Genomic DNA, 17,633 nt, shown 5'->3' with positions numbered 1-17,633 from the left:
CTCGCAGAGCAAAAGAGAAGTGCTAACATCAGGACAGATTCTGATGACCCGCCGGGAGAGGATATGAAAGAAGATCGCTTGCATGAATTGAGTGCAGAAATAGGTGCCGAGCTGAAAGCACAAGGCCTGTGGATCACCTGTGCAGAATCGTGCACCGGGGGATGGATTGCTAAAGCCATTACCGACATTGCCGGCAGCTCTGCCTGGTTTGACCGCGGGTTTGTGACTTACAGCAACGCTGCCAAGCACGAACTGCTGGGGGTTTCCGAGAGTACGCTCGAACAGTATGGCGCCGTAAGTGAACAGGTCGTGCGCGAAATGGCGCAGGGTGTGTTGCATGCTGCGGGAGCGGATATCGCTCTGGCAGTCAGCGGTATTGCCGGGCCTGATGGTGGCTCGCAGGAAAAACCGGTCGGCACAGTGTGGTTTGGTTTTGCCGGTAAAGATGGCCGGATCGTGGCGGCAAAACAGCAGTTTTCTGGCGATCGCGACGCTGTACGTTTGCAAGCTGCTGTTTTTTCGCTACAAACAGCATTGTTTGAGTTTCTGCAAAATTAGGCTTGATACTGTATGAGCATACAGTATAATTACTGCCAATTACCTGTTCATAAATTATATTCAGTGATGTGGGCGGGATGTTCCCCTGCATCAGACGAGGAGTAGAAATGGCTATTGATGAGAACAAGCAAAAAGCGTTAGCTGCAGCACTGGGCCAGATTGAAAAGCAATTCGGTAAAGGCTCCATCATGCGTCTGGGTGAAGATCGCTCCATGGACGTTGAAACGATCTCTACCGGCTCTTTGTCCCTGGATATTGCATTGGGCGCTGGCGGTTTGCCGATGGGCCGTATCGTTGAGATTTACGGACCGGAATCTTCCGGTAAAACAACGCTGACCCTTCAGGTTATTGCCGCTGCACAGCGCGAAGGCAAAACCTGTGCCTTCATCGATGCGGAACATGCACTGGATCCGATCTACGCTAAAAAATTGGGCGTGGATATCGACAATCTGCTGTGTTCTCAGCCGGATACCGGCGAACAGGCTCTTGAGATTTGTGACGCGCTGACCCGTTCAGGCGCTGTTGACGTTATCATCGTTGACTCCGTTGCGGCACTGACACCTAAAGCAGAAATCGAAGGTGAAATCGGTGACTCTCACATGGGCCTCGCGGCACGTATGATGAGCCAGGCAATGCGTAAACTCGCAGGCAACCTGAAAAACGCCAACACTCTGCTGATCTTCATCAACCAGATCCGTATGAAAATCGGTGTGATGTTCGGTAACCCGGAAACCACCACCGGCGGTAACGCTCTGAAATTCTACGCTTCTGTCCGTCTTGATATCCGTCGTATCGGCGCTATCAAAGAAGGCGATGTGGTAGTAGGCAGTGAAACGCGCGTCAAAGTCGTGAAGAACAAAATTGCTGCACCGTTCAAACAAGCTGAATTCCAGATTTTATACGGCGAAGGTATCAACATTAATGGCGAACTGATTGACCTGGGCGTTAAGCACAAACTGGTCGAGAAAGCGGGCGCATGGTACAGCTACAACGGTGAAAAGATTGGTCAGGGTAAATCTAACTCCTGTAACTATCTGAAAGAAAATCCGAAAATTGCCGCTGAACTGGATAAAAAACTGCGTGACATGCTGCTGAGTGGCACGGGTGAACTGACCGCTGCTACGACTGCAGAAGTCGCAGACGACGATATGGAAACCAGCGAAGAGTTTTAATTTCGTGGTTGTCTGACAAAGACATTTGAATGATTGGGTTTTGCCCGTCATCTTCAAAAGTCGCTAAAATGCCAGTCTGGTTTCCAGACTGGCATTTTGCATATCAGGGGAAACCTTATGCCTGGTGAAAAAACACCAAATGAAAAAACCATCGATCTGAAAAAGCTGCTCGAAGAAGTCGCGCAAAACAGTGATTCTGGCCTGTTTGAACCACAGAAAAAAGACGGCGATGCAGCCAAAATCAACACACTGATTAGCCGTGCCATGCGTCTGCTTGCTCAGCGCGATCATGGTGAAACAGAATTGCGCCGCAAGTTGCTCATTCCCCCGATGCCTTTTGTTAAACCGCAGAATAAGAAAAGCAGTTGGTCATCGCGTAAGAAGCAGGCGCAAAATGAGTTCGCCGAAGAAGACATCGTAAGAGCTAAACCGGAGCCACGTCCGGTACCTGAGGAGATCCCTGAAGAGCATGTTCAGGCCGTTATCGACTATTGCTATCAGCACCAGTGGCTGGATGATGCCAAATTTGCCGACCGGTATATTTCAGGGCGCAGTAACAAAGGTTATGGCGCTCAGCGTATCCGTTCAGAATTAATGCAAAAAGGTGTCGATAAAGAAATCATTACCACGGCTCTGGAGAATACTGAGGTCGACTGGTGCATTCTGGCGCGTGAGATTGCGGTCAGAAAATTTGGTGAGAATTTACCTACAGACTGGAAAGAAAAATCAAAAGTTCTGCGTTATTTACTCTATCGCGGCTTCTTTCAGGAAGAAATACAGTCTATTTATCGCGATTTTGACGATTGACCGCATACGGGATTTTACTTCCCCGCGCAGAAATTTTATCTTATCCGCACTTTTTCGTTCGTGAGCTGTACAGATTGCTGCCGTATGCAGCGTGATCCGGCTCAAGAGCCGTTCTTCCAGCATGATTCCGGGATATTTATGAGCAAGAGCACCGCTGAGATCCGTCAAGCGTTTCTCGATTTCTTCCAGAGCAAGGGACACAACGTTGTTTCAAGCAGTTCGCTTGTCCCGACAAACGATCCGACACTGTTGTTTACCAATGCCGGGATGAACCAATTCAAAGACGTTTTCCTCGGTCTGGATAAACGCGATTACAGCCGTGCCACCACGTCTCAACGCTGCGTACGCGCGGGCGGTAAACACAACGATCTCGAAAACGTCGGTTATACCGCTCGTCATCACACTTTCTTCGAAATGCTGGGCAACTTCAGCTTCGGTGATTACTTCAAGCATGATGCAATCAACTACGCCTGGGAATTACTGACCGGCGAAAACTGGTTCAACCTGCCGAAAGAAAAATTGTGGGTCACTGTCTATGAGACAGATGACGAAGCCTTTGAAATCTGGGAAAAAGAAGTTGGCGTTCCTAAAGAACGTATTATCCGCATTGGCGATAATAAAGGTGGTGCTTTCGCCTCTGACAACTTCTGGCAAATGGGCGACACCGGCCCTTGCGGCCCTTGTACTGAAATATTCTTTGATCATGGCGATCACATCTGGGGTGGTCCTCCGGGTTCAGCCGAAGAAGATGGCGACCGTTATATCGAAATCTGGAACATCGTGTTCATGCAGTTCAACCGTCAGTCTGACGGCACGATGCTGCCATTGCCAAAACCGTCCGTAGATACCGGGATGGGGCTTGAGCGCATCACCGCTGTTATGCAGCATGTGAACTCAAACTATGACATCGATTTATTCCAGAAACTGATCGCCGCCGTGGCAGAAGTGACCGGCGCTACCGATCTGACCAGCAAATCCCTGCGTGTTATCGCCGACCATATTCGTTCGTGCGCATTCCTGATCGCTGACGGTGTGATCCCATCGAATGAAAACCGTGGCTATGTGCTGCGTCGTATCATTCGTCGTGCGATCCGTCACGGCAACATGCTGGGCGCCAAAGATACTTTCTTCTTCAAACTGGTTGCCCCACTGATCGACGTGATGGGCCCGGCGGCTGCGGAACTGAAAGAACAGCAGGCAATGGTTGAACAATTGCTGAAAACTGAAGAAGAGCAGTTTGCCCGCACGCTGGAACGTGGTCTGGCATTGCTGGACGATGAACTGTCCGCAATGACGGGTGACACCCTGGACGGTGAAATTGCTTTCCGTCTGTACGACACCTTCGGTTTCCCGCTGGATCTGACTGCCGATGTTTGCCGCGAGCGTAATCTGAAAGTCGATGAAGCCGGTTTTGAGAAAGCGATGGAAGTTCAGCGTCGCCGTGCTCGTGAGTCCAGCGGTTTCAGCGCAGACTACAACAGCATGGTTCGTGTGGACGGTGTGACTCAGTTCTCCGGATACGAACATCTGCAACGCCATTCCAAAGTGGTGGCATTGTTTATCGACGGTCAGTCAGTGAACGAGATTCAGGCGGGTGATAATGCCATCGTGGTGCTGGATGACACGCCATTTTATGGTGAATCCGGTGGACAGGTGGGGGATAAAGGCATCCTGAAAACGTCAGCTGGTGTCTTCTCTGTTTCCGATACCCAGAAATACGGCAAAGCGATTGGTCATCAGGGTTCCCTGAATGCCGGTAAGCTTAGCGTTGGCGACAGCGTTGACGCTGAAGTGGATGTGGCTCGTCGTGACCGTATCCGTCTGAACCACTCAGCCACTCACTTACTGCACGCAGCATTGCGTCAGGTGCTGGGTAAACACGTCGCACAGAAAGGGTCACTGGTTAACGATAACTATCTGCGTTTCGACTTCTCACATTTTGAAGCCATGAAGCCTGAAGAAATTCGTCAGGTTGAAGATCTGGTGAATGCGCAAATTCGTCGTAATCTGCCTATCCAGACCACCATCATGGATTTGGACGAAGCCAAAGCAAAAGGTGCAATGGCACTGTTTGGTGAAAAATACGAAGACAGCGTCCGTGTCTTGAGCATGGGCGATTTCTCCACAGAACTGTGTGGCGGAACTCACGCCAGCCGTACCGGCGATATTGGCCTGTTCCGTATCCAGAGCGAATCGGGTACTGCGGCAGGCATTCGTCGTATCGAAGGGATCACGGGTGAGAATGCGATCAATGCACTGCATCAGCAAAGTGATTTGCTGCAAGATGTCGCACATCTGGTAAAAGGTGATGTCAACAGTATTACGGATAAGATCCGATCCCTGATCGAACGTTCGCGCGTGCTGGAAAAAGAACTTCAGCAAGTGAAAGGCCAGCAGGCTGCGCAGGAAAGCGCATCTCTGTCGGGCCAGACCAAAGAAGTGAAAGGCGTTAAGCTGTTAGTTCGTCAACTGGATAATGTAGAGCCTAAAATTCTGCGTACGATGGTTGATGATCTGAAAAACCAGTTAGGTTCAGTGATCATTGTTCTGGCAACCATCGCTGACGATAAAGTCAGCCTGATTGCCGGTGTCACAAAAGATCTGACTGACCGTGTCAAAGCGGGGGATCTGATTGCTTCTGTTGCCCAGCAGGTGGGCGGCAAGGGCGGTGGTCGTCCTGACATGGCACAAGCAGGGGGAAGCGATGTTCAGGCTTTACCGGCAGCCCTGGCTACCGTAGAAGCCTGGGTGGAATCCAAGCTGTAAGAAGAAATAAATCGCTAACCTGGAAAGCGCCATAATGTATTGTGCAATATGGCGTTTTCAGTCTTAATGGTGGGGTAGGCTTCGCGGCAAGGTCGCGACAACGTTGATTTCAGCTAAACTAAAAGTACTCATGGCTGAAGTTGCAGGCCGCTTACAGTTAATGTAAGGGTCATGGCTTACGTTTTACCCGCTTATGATCGATAATGGCCGGGAAACTGAGAGACCCGACTCTTTTAATTATTCAAGGAGCAAAGAATGCTGATTCTAACTCGCCGAGTTGGTGAAACCCTCATGATTGGCGATGAGGTTACTGTTACCGTTTTAGGTGTTAAAGGTAATCAGGTACGTATTGGTGTGAATGCGCCAAAAGAGGTTTCCGTTCACCGTGAAGAGATCTATCAGCGTATTCAGGCTGAAAAATCTCAACAGACGAGTTACTGATTTACGAGGCGTCTCGCTGACGGCGAGGCGCTGATCCTCTTTTCTGCGTATTTCTGATTTTCCTGCCTGACTTTCTCTGTATTTTTATCTGTTTCATTCTTTACGAGCGCTGCTCTGTGATCCCCTTTGCGTAAAAAAGAACGTGGTTTTTATGCGTTTTGCCCTCTTTTTTGCCTTCAAACTGTGCAGGTTGCGCGTGAAATGTCCAAACGAGTGATTGTGTGGAAAAAAGGGTTTGACTTATAAGGGCCAGAAAGTAATATGTGCGCCACGCAGTGCCGATGAGCTTGAACAAAGTTAGTCAGCACACTCGCAAGAGGCGTATGGTGAGGTGGCCGAGAGGCTGAAGGCGCTCCCCTGCTAAGGGAGTATGCGGTCAAAAGCTGCATCCGGGGTTCGAATCCCCGCCTCACCGCCATTTAAAATGCACCCATAGCTCAGCTGGATAGAGTACTCGGCTACGAACCGAGCGGTCGGAAGTTCGAATCTTCCTGGGTGCACCATACTTTCCAAAGCGTATGTTGATTTGCAATCAAATGAGCGTGATGGGCAGAAGCTAACGCTGATGTAGTACGGAAAAATGGTTGGGTAAAATCTGCAGTAAGAATCAAAATGCACCCATAGCTCAGCTGGATAGAGTACTCGGCTACGAACCGAGCGGTCGGAAGTTCGAATCTTCCTGGGTGCACCATTCTTTATCTCTGCTTTTCCCGCATCGAATAAAATCTGTAGTAACCACACTTTGCACCCATAGCTCAGCTGGATAGAGTACTCGGCTACGAACCGAGCGGTCGGAAGTTCGAATCTTCCTGGGTGCACCATATTCCAAACATGTTGCAGCGACCATTTTCACATAAGGTCCTCCGGCATGAAGGTAGCACGAAGAAAGATAACGTTGCTTTAGCAACGGCCTGCAGGGCAAGCCCTTGCCAATATCTTCCTGGGTGTCGCCTGTCAGAGAAACCCGCTTCGGCGGGTTTTTTGCTTTCTGCGTTTCATCTCTGCGTTTTCCACTTCATTTCCCTGATTTTTTCAACGTGTTCGGATGTGCTCTGTGAACGGACAAAATGCGACTTTCGGCAGACTTTGCGATAAAGTAGTTTTCCCGTTTTTTTCGTGAGCATGGAGCATTCGATGTACGATCGATACGAAGGGCTAATATTTGATATGGATGGCACCATATTGGATACCGAGCCTACGCACCGTAAGGCATGGCATCAGGTATTAACCAAATACAGTATGCAGTACGATGTCGAATCCATGGTTGCCCTGAATGGTTCCCCGACATGGCGCATCGCCAAGTTTGTTATCGACAGTAATCATGTTGAGATGGACCCTCATCTTCTTGCCGCTGAGAAAACCGCCGCGGTACAGGAAATGTTACTCGATACCGTTCGTCCGCTGCCTCTGATTGATGTCGTTAAGGCCTACCGTGGTCGACGTCCGATGGCTGTAGGAACGGGCAGTGAACACTGGATGGCGGATGCTCTGTTGCGTCATTTGGGGTTACGCGATTGCTTTGATGCCATCGTCGGCGCGAATGACGTGCAGAACCATAAACCCGCACCAGATACATTTTTGCGCTGCGCTGAACTCATCGGCGTGCCTCCTGAAAAATGCGTTGTGTTCGAAGACGCCGATTTTGGTATTGAGGCGGCGAAACGCGCCAATATGGCTTTTGTGGATGTGCGTACGTTGTGAGTAGCGCCGTAGCGCTGGCGTCCTTATTTGGCAGTAGCTTTTTAAGTGCCACGTTGTTACCAGGCAACTCAGAAGTATTATTAGTGGCTTTATTGTCAGCTGGCAGTGCAATGCCGGCGGCACTGGTTTTGTCTGCATCTGTTGGCAATACCTTAGGTGGCATAACCAACGTCATCATCGGACGTTTCTTGCCGCAGCTTAAGCCTCAACGTGGGCTACAGGTTGCTGAAGGCTGGCTGAAACGCTTTGGACCGGCCGCCTTGTTGCTGAGCTGGTTACCGGTGATTGGTGATGTGTTATGCGTATTAGCAGGTTGGCTGCGAATGCCGTGGGGCTCAGTGGTCTTTTTCATGTTGATTGGAAAAGCAGTGCGTTACGTTTTTATTACGGTGGTAACGCTACAGGGGCTTTCATGGTTCAGTTAGATTGGCATCAGTCATCAATTATGGTCACATCTATGCAGACACGCTTTGCTTGCAAATCAATGAGTTCAGAGAGCGGGAGGTCAATTTGATCCCGGATGTATCACAGGCGCTTTCCTGGCTGGAAGCCCATCCTCAGGCATTAAAAGGTATTCGTCGCGGTATTGAGCGTGAAACGCTGCGTGTTAATCCCGATGGTTCATTAGCGAAAACCGGCCATCCGGAATCTCTTGGTGCGGCACTGACGCATCGCTGGATCACCACCGATTTTGCCGAAGCCTTATTAGAATTTATTACCCCCGTCGATGACAATATTGATCATCTGATGGCATTTTTGCGTGACATTCATCGTCACGTGGCCCGTGAGCTCGGCGAAGAGCGCATGTGGCCGTTCAGCATGCCGTGTTTTATTGATTCCGGCCAGGATATTGAACTGGCGCAGTACGGTTCATCCAACGTAGGACGCATGAAAACATTGTATCGCGAAGGCCTGAAAAATCGTTATGGCGCGCTGATGCAGGTGATTTCCGGCATTCACTATAATTTCTCGCTGCCGCTGTCCTTCTGGCAGGAGCGTCTGGGCGTGACCGATACCGAAAGCGGTAAAGAAGCGATTTCAGCCGGTTATTTTAAGCTGATCCGTAACTATTACCGTTTTGGCTGGGTGATTCCGTATCTGTTTGGCGCATCGCCGGCGATCTGTTCGTCATTCCTTAAAGGTCGTAAAACCGATCTGCCTTTCGAATATACCGAGGGCGGCTTATGTTATCTGCCCTATGCGACGTCGCTGCGCCTGAGTGATTTAGGATATACCAATAAATCGCAGAGTAATCTGGGCATCACCTTTAACGATCTCGAGACTTACGTTAAAGGCGTTAAAAAAGCGATTCGCACACCTTCTGCAGAATATGCAGAGATGGGTGTGAAAAAAGACGGTAAGTATCTGCAACTGAACACGAATGTGTTACAGATTGAGAACGAGCTTTATGCGCCTATCCGTCCTAAACGCGTCACCAAATCAGGTGAAACACCTTCTGATGCGCTGATGCGCAGCGGGATTGAGTACATTGAAGTGCGATCGCTGGACGTTAACCCGTTCTCTCCGGTCGGTATTGATGCGACGCAGGCGCGTTTCCTCGATCTGTTTTTGGTATGGTGTGCCCTGGCCGATGCCCCGGAAATGAGTAGCGACGAGCTGCTTTGCACGCGCCAAAACTGGAACCGTGTGATCCTTGAAGGGCGTAAACCCGGACAGACCATCGGTATCGGCTGCAATGATGACCGTAAGCCGCTGGCTCAGGTGGGCAAAGATTTGTTCGCTGATTTAAACCGGGTCGCGCAGGTGATGGATAGCCAAAATGGCGACCATCTCTATCAGGACGTATGCAAAGAGTTGGTTGCGGCGTTCGATGATCCGGAACTGACTTATTCCGCGCGTATCCTGAAAGAATTGAAACAGCAGGGCGTGGGTAATTTAGGACTGGAACTGGCCGAGAAATATCGTCAGATGCTGATCAGTGAACCGCTGGAAGTGTTGGATGAAAGCGCGTTACTGGCAGAACAGGACGGTTCCTGGCAACGTCAGCGCGACATGGAAGCCGGTGACAAGCTAAGCTTAGAAGACTATCTGGCCGCTCACGCGGGCGGTACCGAAGAGTAGAAAAGAAAAAGGCCACAATTAATGTGGCCAAATAAACATCTCTGTTTACAGGGATGATGATAACAAATGCGCGTCTTTCACTAATTAAGACCTGCATGCTGGGAAAAGGTTTCCTGATTTCGTAAAAAAATTTAATTTATTTTGGAGAGGTGACGATATGCCACTGTTGGATAGCTTTACCGTAGACCATACCCGTATGGCAGCACCTGCTGTTCGCGTCGCAAAAACCATGAAAACCCCACACGGGGATACCATCACTGTGTTCGACCTGCGTTTTTGCCGCCCGAACATTGAAGTGATGCCAGAGCGTGGTATTCACACGCTGGAGCACCTGTTTGCAGGCTTCATGCGTAATCACCTGAACGGAAATGGCGTTGAGATCATCGATATTTCTCCGATGGGTTGCCGTACCGGCTTCTACATGAGCCTGATCGGTGTGCCTGAAGAGCAATTGGTTGCTGATTCCTGGAAAGCGGCGATGGCGGATGTTCTGAAAGTAAAAGAACAACGTCAGATCCCTGAGCTGAACGAATACCAGTGCGGTACCTACGAGATGCATTCTCTCAAAGAAGCGCAGGAAATCGCGCAGCACATTCTCGATCACGATGTTGTCGTGAACCGTAATGACGATCTGGCTCTGCCGAAAGAAAAACTGTCTGAACTGCACATCTAGTTCGTTCAGCGGAAGCAAAAAAGACGCGAAATTCGCGTCTTTTTTATGTCTGGAATTTGAGTGGGTTAGTGCTGGTTTACACTGGTCTGTAAAGGATGCAACGGACGGACCTGCACTTGTTTGATCATGTTGTCCTGCACATCCAGAATTTCGACTTCATAATCTTCAATGCGTAAGTTGGTACCGATTTTAGGGATCTCTTCCAGCACCTCCAGTAACATACCATTCATGGTTCTCGGCCCGTCGGCAGGCAGCGTCCAGTTAAAGGCTTTGTTCAGCTCGCGAACGTTGGCACTGCCTTCAATCACCACGGAACCATCGCTTTGCGGCGTCACTTCTTCGGCCAGCGTCGGTGACATCGACGTCGTGAAATCACCGACAATCTCTTCAAGAATATCTTCGACGGTGACCAGCCCCTGAATATCGCCATATTCATCGACCACAATCCCGACTTTCTTCTTATTACGCTGGAATTTCACCAGTTGAATATTGAGCGGTGTACCTTCGGGTATGTAGTAAATCTCATCGGCAGCGCGCAGCAGATTTTCTTTGGTGAACTCTTTCCGCTCCGTCATCAGGCGATAAGCTTCACGCAGGCGCAGCATGCCGATGGCATCGTCGAGTGAATCCCGGTAAAGCATAATGCGGCCATGCGGTGAGTGCGTCAGCTGGCGGATGATCGATTTCCAGTCATCGTTAATATCAATCCCGACGATCTCATTGCGCGGCACCATGATGTCATCGACCGTGACTTTCTCAAGATCCAGCACTGAAAGCAGCATGTCCTGATTGCGACGGGAGATGTTCGAGCGCGATTCATTCACGATGGTTCTCAGCTCTTCTTTACTCATCGCATCGCTGAGGCTGGTGTTGGTTTTGACACCGCACATTCTCATCAGCAGACGTGAAAGGTTGTTCAGGATCCACACTAACGGCATCATGATGGTCTGCAGAGGACGCAACAACAGACTGCTTGGAAAAGCGATGCGTTCCGGGTTAAGCGCGGCGAAGGTTTTCGGCAGCACTTCAGCAAACAGCAGCACCACGAAGGTCAGCACGCCGGTCGCAATGGCCACACCGGCATCGCCATACAAACGGATGCCCACAATGGTTGCCAGAGCGGAAGCAAGGATGTTGACCAGGTTGTTGCCGATAAGTACGAGGCTTATAAGCTGATCCGGGCGTTTTAACAGCTTTTCGACGCGACGCGCACCCCGGTTACCTTGTTTGGCAAGGTGACGTAACCGGTAACGGTTGAGTGTCATCATACCGGTTTCGGAGGCTGAAAAATAAGCCGAAACCACCACCATGATGATCAGTGTGATGATCAGGGTTGTTGTCGAGACGTGCTCCAACGGGTATTCCTTTTAATTAATGAACCATGATTTGCTGGATCAGGCGGCTGCCAAAATAGGCGAGAGTGAGCAGGATGGCGCCCGCCATGCTGAACCATACCACGCGGCGGCCACGCCAGCCTTCGTGATAATGGCCCCAAAGCAGGACGATATAAACGAACCATGCGAGTATCGACAAAACGGCCTTATCGATATTTTCCGGGCTGAACAGGTTATTCAGATACAGCAATCCGGTGCACAGCGTCAGCGTCAGTAAAATGACGCCAATCTGGGTGATGTGAAAAAGTTTCCGCTCGATGCTCATCAGCGGCGGCATATCAGCGGTAAATGTCAGACGTTTATTCTTCAGCTGATAATCAAGCCATGCCAGCTGCAGTGCATATAGCGCGGCAATCATCAGTGTCGCATAGGAGAAAAGCGCCAGGCCAATATGGACCAGTAAACCTTTACTTTCCTCAAGATGCGTAATGAACTCGCCCGGCAGGAAGGTGACGAACGCCAGATTGATCAGCGAAAAACTATACACAATAGGCAGAACAAACCAGCCGCGGTTGCGCGAGGCGACAATGGTCATCACCGTGCCAATAATTAAACTCACGACGGAACCAATATTCACCAGGCTCAGGTTCTGGCCGGTGCTGACATCGAAAATACGCTGTTGCAGGGCGACCGCATGGCAGACCAGCGCGACGACCACGGAAATCAGTGCCAGACGTCGGTATGCGCTGTTCTTCCGGATGATGCTCGGAATGATCAGTGCGAGGCTGAACAGATAGGCCAACATGGCGACGAGAGCGAAAACTGACATAGCGTTTCAATGGCATCGAAAAGTGAATGAGAATCGCAGTATAACGTTACCCGCGTCACGCTCCAACCTATCTGAGATACCAAAGCAGAGATCGTCCTCGCTTCGTGTTATAATCCCGCAATTACGTCGCAAAAGCGGCCTGTCATTACGTTGAGCAAGAGACGATGTTTGAGAATTTAAGCGATCGATTGTCGCGCACACTGCGCAATATCAGCGGCCGCGGGCGGCTGACCGAAGAAAATATCAAAGAGACGTTGCGTGAAGTTCGCATGGCGTTACTGGAAGCTGACGTTGCGCTGCCAGTCGTTCGTGACTTCATCAACCGGGTGAAAGAGAGTGCTGTTGGCCATGAGGTCAATAAAAGTCTTACACCGGGTCAGGAATTCGTCAAAATTGTCCAGAAAGAGCTGGAAAACGCGATGGGCGAGGCGAATACCGAGCTCAATTTAGCGGCACAGCCACCGGCTGTCGTGCTGATGGCAGGTTTACAAGGTGCCGGTAAAACGACCAGCGTCGGTAAACTGGCGAAATTCCTGAAAGAGAAGAAAAAGAAAAAAGTGCTGGTGGTGTCTGCTGACGTGTATCGCCCTGCGGCAATCAAACAGCTTGAAACCCTGGCGCAGCAAGTTGAAGTGGATTTCTTTCCGTCAGATGTACAGGAAAAACCGGTCGATATCGTTCGCCGTGCGCTTCAGCAAGCCAAACTGAAATTTTATGATGTCCTGATTGTCGATACCGCGGGTCGTTTACACGTTGACGAAGCGATGATGGACGAAATCAAACAGGTTCACGCCGCGATTAATCCGGTTGAAACCCTGTTTGTTGTCGATGCCATGACCGGTCAGGATGCCGCAAATACGGCAAAAGCCTTTAACGAAGCGCTGCCACTTACCGGTGTGATCCTGACGAAAGTGGATGGTGACGCGCGCGGTGGTGCCGCGTTGTCGATTCGCCACATCACCGGCAAGCCGATTAAATTCCTGGGTATGGGTGAAAAAAACGATGCCCTTGAGCCGTTCCACCCTGATCGTATCGCTTCACGTATTTTGGGTATGGGCGACGTTCTCTCTCTTATCGAAGACATTGAGAGTAAAGTCGACCGCGCACAGGCTGAAAAACTGGCCAACAAGCTCAAGAAGGGCGACGGTTTCGATCTGACCGACTTCCTCGATCAGCTCAAGCAAATGCGCAATATGGGCGGTATGGCGAGTATGATGAGTAAATTGCCGGGTGTTGGCCAACTGCCAGACAACGTCAAATCTCAGATGGACGATAAGGTACTGGTGCGAATGGAAGCGATCATCAATTCGATGACGATGAAAGAGCGCGCTAAGCCCGAAATTATTAAAGGTTCCCGCAAGCGTCGTATCGCGCTGGGTTCCGGCATGCAGGTGCAGGATGTTAACCGCTTACTCAAGCAGTTTGACGATATGCAGCGCATGATGAAGAAAATGAAGAATGGCGGTATGGCGAAAATGATGCGTGGCATGAAGGGTATGATGCCACCAGGTTTCCCAGGCCGCTAATCGACAACACTGGCTATTTATCAGCCACATAAACGGCCCCAAATGTGCTCAGGCAAATAGCGACGGAGGCAATCTACGCTTTCGATTGCTTTTTGCGCCAAAATGAGTAAAATTTTGGGGCTTTTTATATTGCAACCAGACCCCGTTCCCCGATGGGGTCTGGTTGTTTTATTAACTAAAGAGGATGTTATGGTAACAATTCGTTTAGCACGTGGCGGCGCAAAAAAGCGTCCGTTTTATCAAGTAGTAGTGACCGACAGCCGCAACGCTCGTGACGGTCGTTTCATCGAACGCGTAGGTTTCTTCAACCCATTGGCTTCTGGCCAGGCTGAAGCTCTGCGTCTGGACCTGGATCGTGTTGCCCATTGGGTAGATCTGGGTGCAACCGTTTCTGATCGCGTTTCTGCGCTGATCAAAGACGCTAAGAAAGCAGCTTAATCTGTCGCGGTGGTGGCAATGAGCAAGCAATCCAATCCAGTGGTACCCGCTGAGCCGTTAGTTCTCGGCAAAATGGGTTCAACATACGGCATTCGTGGTTGGCTCAGAGTGTTTTCATCCACCGAAGACGCTGAAAGCATCTTCGAATACCAGCCCTGGTTTATCCAGCGTGCCGGTAAGTGGCAGGTTATCGAGCTGGAAGGCTGGAAACGCCACACTCAGGATCTGATTATCAAAGTCAAAGGCGTTGATGATCGGGATGCTGCGAATCTTCTGACTAATTGCGAAATTGTCGTCGATTCAAAGCAACTACCTATACTGGAAGACGGTGACTATTACTGGAAAGACCTTTTTGGTTGCCAGGTAGTGACGACTTCCGGTTACGAGCTGGGCAAAATCATCGATATGATGGAAACCGGTTCTAACGATGTCATGGTAGTGAAAGCCAACCTGAAAGATGCCTTCGGACTCAAGGAGCGGTTAATTCCGTTCCTCGATGGGCAGGTTATCAAGAAAGTCGATCTCGCTACTCGCACTGTTGAAGTAGATTGGGATCCTGGTTTTTGACCTCCGTAGTGTTTACTGATGTAAACAACGTCTGGTTGAGCGGTCAAACATTTGGAAGGGGTAGGCTATGTGGATCGGTATAATTAGCCTGTTTCCTGAAATGTTCCGCGCAATTACGGATTACGGGGTAACTGGCCGGGCAGTTAAGAATGGCCTGTTGAGCGTAAATTGCTGGAGTCCTCGTGACTTCGCATACGACCGACATCGTACCGTGGATGAGCGCCCTTACGGCGGTGGTCCCGGCATGCTGATGATGGTGCAACCCTTGCGGGAAGCGATTCATGCAGCAAAAGCAGCGGCAGGCGAAGGTGTGAAAGTGATTTATCTTTCACCTCAGGGTCGCAAACTGGATCAAACCGGTGTTTGCGAACTGGCGGCCCACCAGAAAATTATTCTGGTTTGTGGTCGTTATGAAGGGATTGATGAGCGCGTAATCAAAACCGAAATTGATGAAGAATGGTCAATTGGTGATTATGTTCTCAGCGGTGGTGAGTTGCCGGCAATGACTCTGATTGATTCAGTTTCCCGCTTTATACCGGGCGTTCTGGGTCGTCAGGCTTCAGCAGAAGAAGATTCTTTCGCTGACGGATTGCTCGATTGCCCCCACTATACCCGCCCTGAAGTGCTGGAAGGCATGGAGGTACCGTCGGTTTTACTGTCGGGAAATCATGCTGATATACGTCGCTGGCGCCTGAAACAGTCGCTGGGTCGAACCTGGCTTAGAAGACCTGAACTTCTGGAAAACCTAGCTCTGACTGACGAGCAAGAGGTGTTACTGAGAGAGTTCCAAAAGGAACATCGACTTAGTTAACAAAACTATGAAGGGACCGCTTGAGCACGTTGCCAGGCCTTCCCGATATATCAGTTTACCTAGGGTAAGAGACATATTATGAGCAATATCATTAAACAAATCGAACAAGAGCAGATGAAGCAAGACGTACCTGCATTCCGTCCGGGTGATTCCGTGGAAGTTAAGGTATGGGTCGTTGAAGGTTCTAAAAAGCGTCTGCAGGCATTCGAGGGCGTGGTTATCGCTATTCGTAACCGCGGTCTGCACTCTGCATTCACTGTTCGCAAAATTTCTAACGGCGAAGGTGTTGAGCGTGTATTCCAGACTCACTCCCCAGTAATCGACAGCATTGCTGTTAAACGTCGTGGTGCCGTTCGTAAAGCTAAACTGTACTACCTGCGTGAGCGTACTGGTAAGTCAGCTCGTATCAAAGAGCGTCTTAACTAAGGTATCGCTAACGCGACATCTACTAGTTAATATAGAACAAGGGGTTAGCCATCGGCTAACCCCTTTTTTTTGCATCAGTGACGAAAAATTGACTATGCCGCAGATGGCTGGTTTCCGCCGGGTTTAGAGATAACCCTGGCGACGGACTCATGTGTGGCAAACGTGCAACTGCACTGAATATTCTGACACTGATGATACCGTTCTTTGGTTGATTCACTCAGATAACGGCTTGAACGTGTGTGGGCAACTTTTCCACAAAGCGGGCAATGCATCATAAAAACCTCCGGCATGACAGTTAGGCGATGAGGTGATTATGAATCTATAAACTCGCAAAAGCAAGTTTATAATGCTGATGTGGAAGACTGATAAGTAATATCCGCGGTGTAAACCTTCAAATTCAAGGTGGTGGTGAATCCTTTCTCATTGAGATTATGCACGACAGAGTTAATCACCCACCGCTGGCGGTCTATAACATCCTTGAAACCCTGCACGGTCACCGGCATTTGTGCGCTGAGATCGGCGCGCCCCAGCGCCAGTTTTATGCTGAAAGTTGAAGATTCTGTCTGGATTCGATTGAAGACAGAATCCGCTGCACGCCTGGCAGATTGTTCATCGGGATACAGGGTCGTCAGCAGCAGAACTTTATTACCTGACCCTGCGATATAGCTTTTTGTCTCCTCTTTGGCCGGCGTATTCAATTCAGCTGACGGCGTTACCGATGCAGGATGTTGTTTTTGCGAGTTTGAAGTCTGAGTTGATGACCGTTTCAGCGCTACGCTCGTCGTTGCTGCTTTCTTCACATCATGCCACTGGGCTTTTACGCTCTCATAGGCCAGCGTATCAACCAGTTTAAACGTGTGGGAATCACCATCGCTGCGCACCAGCGTGTTCCATGGCAACGCCTGCCCGGATGCTGTCCGGCCAGTAAAAGGTTTAAAAAACAGGATCGAGCCATTTTTGACCGTGGCCTGGGCTCCGTAGTTTTGCGCCAGTCGTGTGAGAAAGTAGCCATCGTTTTCATCCGTCTGATCAATATGCGGGATCGGAATATTATCGAGATCCTGATCGATAACCGGCAGAGGAAAATTATTGCGGCTCGCGATAATTCTGACGATCGCGCCCAGCGTATAGTCGTCATAAGACTGACTCCGCTTGGTTTCAAATGAGCCACGAAAATCTGCGCTGCGTGCAGTGACGGCGATCCTGTCAGGGCTTCCGGAATGGGTGACGGTGTCCACCGTAAAATAACCACAATCGTATAAAGCCTGTTTAGACCACCCCATATGCAGGTGCAAAACGGTACCTCTCGCGGGCATCTCCAGCTGCCGGTCGCCGTCGTCAAACGTCAGCGTCAGGGTGTCTGCAGCAAAGCCACTGTAATCAGTCACCGTCAGATTGATCACCCGCTCAGTGATATTCTCTTCCAGGACCTTATTTTTTATCTTTAGGGTAAACACCGGGGCGATGCGTGCGCCGGCAGGCAACTGAAGATCCGTAAGCAT

At 50.0% G+C, this 17,633-nt stretch carries 18 protein-coding genes and 4 tRNA genes; 18 read left to right on the top strand and 4 right to left on the bottom strand.

Going from position 1 to position 17,633, the window contains the following annotated elements:
- Positions 1-63 precede the first annotated feature (63 nt).
- The 13 genes from pncC to luxS all read left to right on the top strand — a co-directional run bounded on the left by pncC (position 64) and on the right by luxS (position 10,200).
- On the top strand, positions 64-558 hold the full coding sequence (gene pncC, locus ABSH60_RS06430; RefSeq protein ID WP_390973213.1) for a nicotinamide-nucleotide amidase: 495 nt from the start codon (positions 64-66) through the stop codon (positions 556-558).
- 107 nt (positions 559-665) lie between these two features.
- Complete coding sequence (gene recA, locus ABSH60_RS06425) at positions 666-1,730, top strand: recombinase RecA (protein ID WP_056772804.1); 1,065 nt, start codon at positions 666-668, stop codon at positions 1,728-1,730.
- A gap of 240 nt (positions 1,731-1,970) precedes the next feature.
- Positions 1,971-2,537: a recombination regulator RecX gene (gene recX, locus ABSH60_RS06420; RefSeq protein WP_056773067.1), complete on the top strand. Its 567-nt coding sequence runs from the start codon at positions 1,971-1,973 to the stop codon at positions 2,535-2,537.
- A 138-nt stretch (positions 2,538-2,675) separates the two neighbouring features.
- Positions 2,676-5,303, top strand: coding sequence for an alanine--tRNA ligase (gene alaS, locus ABSH60_RS06415; RefSeq protein WP_390973211.1), 2,628 nt, complete (start codon positions 2,676-2,678; stop codon positions 5,301-5,303).
- A 255-nt stretch (positions 5,304-5,558) separates the two neighbouring features.
- Positions 5,559-5,744 carry a carbon storage regulator CsrA gene (csrA, locus tag ABSH60_RS06410; protein ID WP_013574027.1) on the top strand — a complete coding sequence of 62 codons (186 nt, stop codon included), beginning with the start codon at positions 5,559-5,561 and terminating at the stop codon, positions 5,742-5,744.
- A gap of 325 nt (positions 5,745-6,069) precedes the next feature.
- Positions 6,070-6,162: transfer RNA gene (locus ABSH60_RS06405), tRNA-Ser, on the top strand.
- Between the two features lie 8 nt (positions 6,163-6,170).
- Positions 6,171-6,247: transfer RNA gene (locus ABSH60_RS06400), tRNA-Arg, on the top strand.
- Between the two features lie 111 nt (positions 6,248-6,358).
- Positions 6,359-6,435, top strand: a tRNA-Arg gene (locus ABSH60_RS06395).
- A gap of 53 nt (positions 6,436-6,488) precedes the next feature.
- Positions 6,489-6,565, top strand: a tRNA-Arg gene (locus tag ABSH60_RS06390).
- Between the two features lie 313 nt (positions 6,566-6,878).
- Entirely contained in the window at positions 6,879-7,445 is a 567-nt protein-coding gene (gene yqaB, locus ABSH60_RS06385) for a fructose-1-phosphate/6-phosphogluconate phosphatase (protein ID WP_056772800.1), read from the top strand.
- The gene (locus ABSH60_RS06380) at positions 7,442-7,870 is read left to right on the top strand and encodes a YqaA family protein (RefSeq protein ID WP_056772797.1); all 429 of its coding nucleotides are present in this window, start codon (positions 7,442-7,444) and stop codon (positions 7,868-7,870) included. The genes yqaB and ABSH60_RS06380 overlap by 4 nt, the downstream gene beginning before the upstream one ends.
- Before the next feature lie 85 nt (positions 7,871-7,955).
- Positions 7,956-9,527, top strand: coding sequence for a glutamate--cysteine ligase (gshA, locus tag ABSH60_RS06375; protein WP_056772794.1), 1,572 nt, complete (start codon positions 7,956-7,958; stop codon positions 9,525-9,527).
- A 157-nt stretch (positions 9,528-9,684) separates the two neighbouring features.
- Positions 9,685-10,200, top strand: a complete 516-nt coding sequence (luxS, locus tag ABSH60_RS06370; protein WP_056772793.1) for an S-ribosylhomocysteine lyase — start codon at positions 9,685-9,687, stop codon at positions 10,198-10,200.
- A 65-nt stretch (positions 10,201-10,265) separates the two neighbouring features.
- Here the strand turns inward: luxS and ABSH60_RS06365 are convergent, their stop codons facing one another.
- Positions 10,266-11,555 (bottom strand): CNNM domain-containing protein, encoded by a 1,290-nt coding sequence (locus ABSH60_RS06365; protein WP_390973208.1) that lies wholly within the window; start codon positions 11,553-11,555, stop codon positions 10,266-10,268.
- A 16-nt stretch (positions 11,556-11,571) separates the two neighbouring features.
- Entirely contained in the window at positions 11,572-12,363 is a 792-nt protein-coding gene (locus tag ABSH60_RS06360; RefSeq protein ID WP_056772789.1) for an inner membrane protein YpjD, read from the bottom strand.
- Positions 12,364-12,527: 164 nt separating this feature from the next.
- Here ABSH60_RS06360 and ffh point away from each other — a divergent pair, with 164 nt between their 5' ends.
- From ffh to rplS, 5 genes are all read left to right on the top strand, one after another.
- The gene (gene ffh, locus ABSH60_RS06355; RefSeq protein WP_056772787.1) at positions 12,528-13,889 is read left to right on the top strand and encodes a signal recognition particle protein; all 1,362 of its coding nucleotides are present in this window, start codon (positions 12,528-12,530) and stop codon (positions 13,887-13,889) included.
- A gap of 189 nt (positions 13,890-14,078) precedes the next feature.
- Positions 14,079-14,327 (top strand): 30S ribosomal protein S16, encoded by a 249-nt coding sequence (gene rpsP / locus ABSH60_RS06350; protein ID WP_056772785.1) that lies wholly within the window; start codon positions 14,079-14,081, stop codon positions 14,325-14,327.
- Positions 14,328-14,345: 18 nt separating this feature from the next.
- Positions 14,346-14,894: a ribosome maturation factor RimM gene (rimM, locus tag ABSH60_RS06345; RefSeq protein WP_390973206.1), complete on the top strand. Its 549-nt coding sequence runs from the start codon at positions 14,346-14,348 to the stop codon at positions 14,892-14,894.
- A gap of 67 nt (positions 14,895-14,961) precedes the next feature.
- Entirely contained in the window at positions 14,962-15,705 is a 744-nt protein-coding gene (gene trmD / locus ABSH60_RS06340) for a tRNA (guanosine(37)-N1)-methyltransferase TrmD (protein WP_056772780.1), read from the top strand.
- A 78-nt stretch (positions 15,706-15,783) separates the two neighbouring features.
- A complete protein-coding gene (gene rplS / locus ABSH60_RS06335) occupies positions 15,784-16,131 on the top strand; it encodes a 50S ribosomal protein L19 (RefSeq protein ID WP_056772777.1) in 348 nt (115 codons plus the stop codon).
- Between the two features lie 92 nt (positions 16,132-16,223).
- Here the strand turns inward: rplS and ABSH60_RS06330 are convergent, their stop codons facing one another.
- Positions 16,224-16,406, bottom strand: a complete 183-nt coding sequence (locus tag ABSH60_RS06330; RefSeq protein WP_072158068.1) for an ogr/Delta-like zinc finger family protein — start codon at positions 16,404-16,406, stop codon at positions 16,224-16,226.
- A 66-nt stretch (positions 16,407-16,472) separates the two neighbouring features.
- Positions 16,473-17,633: a contractile injection system protein, VgrG/Pvc8 family gene (locus ABSH60_RS06325; protein WP_390973203.1), complete on the bottom strand. Its 1,161-nt coding sequence runs from the start codon at positions 17,631-17,633 to the stop codon at positions 16,473-16,475.

Source organism: Rahnella sp. R3(2024) (assembly GCF_042920125.1).
GTDB classification, from domain to species: domain Bacteria; phylum Pseudomonadota; class Gammaproteobacteria; order Enterobacterales; family Enterobacteriaceae; genus Rahnella; species Rahnella rivi.
This window is presented reverse-complemented; position numbering and strand designations above follow the sequence as displayed.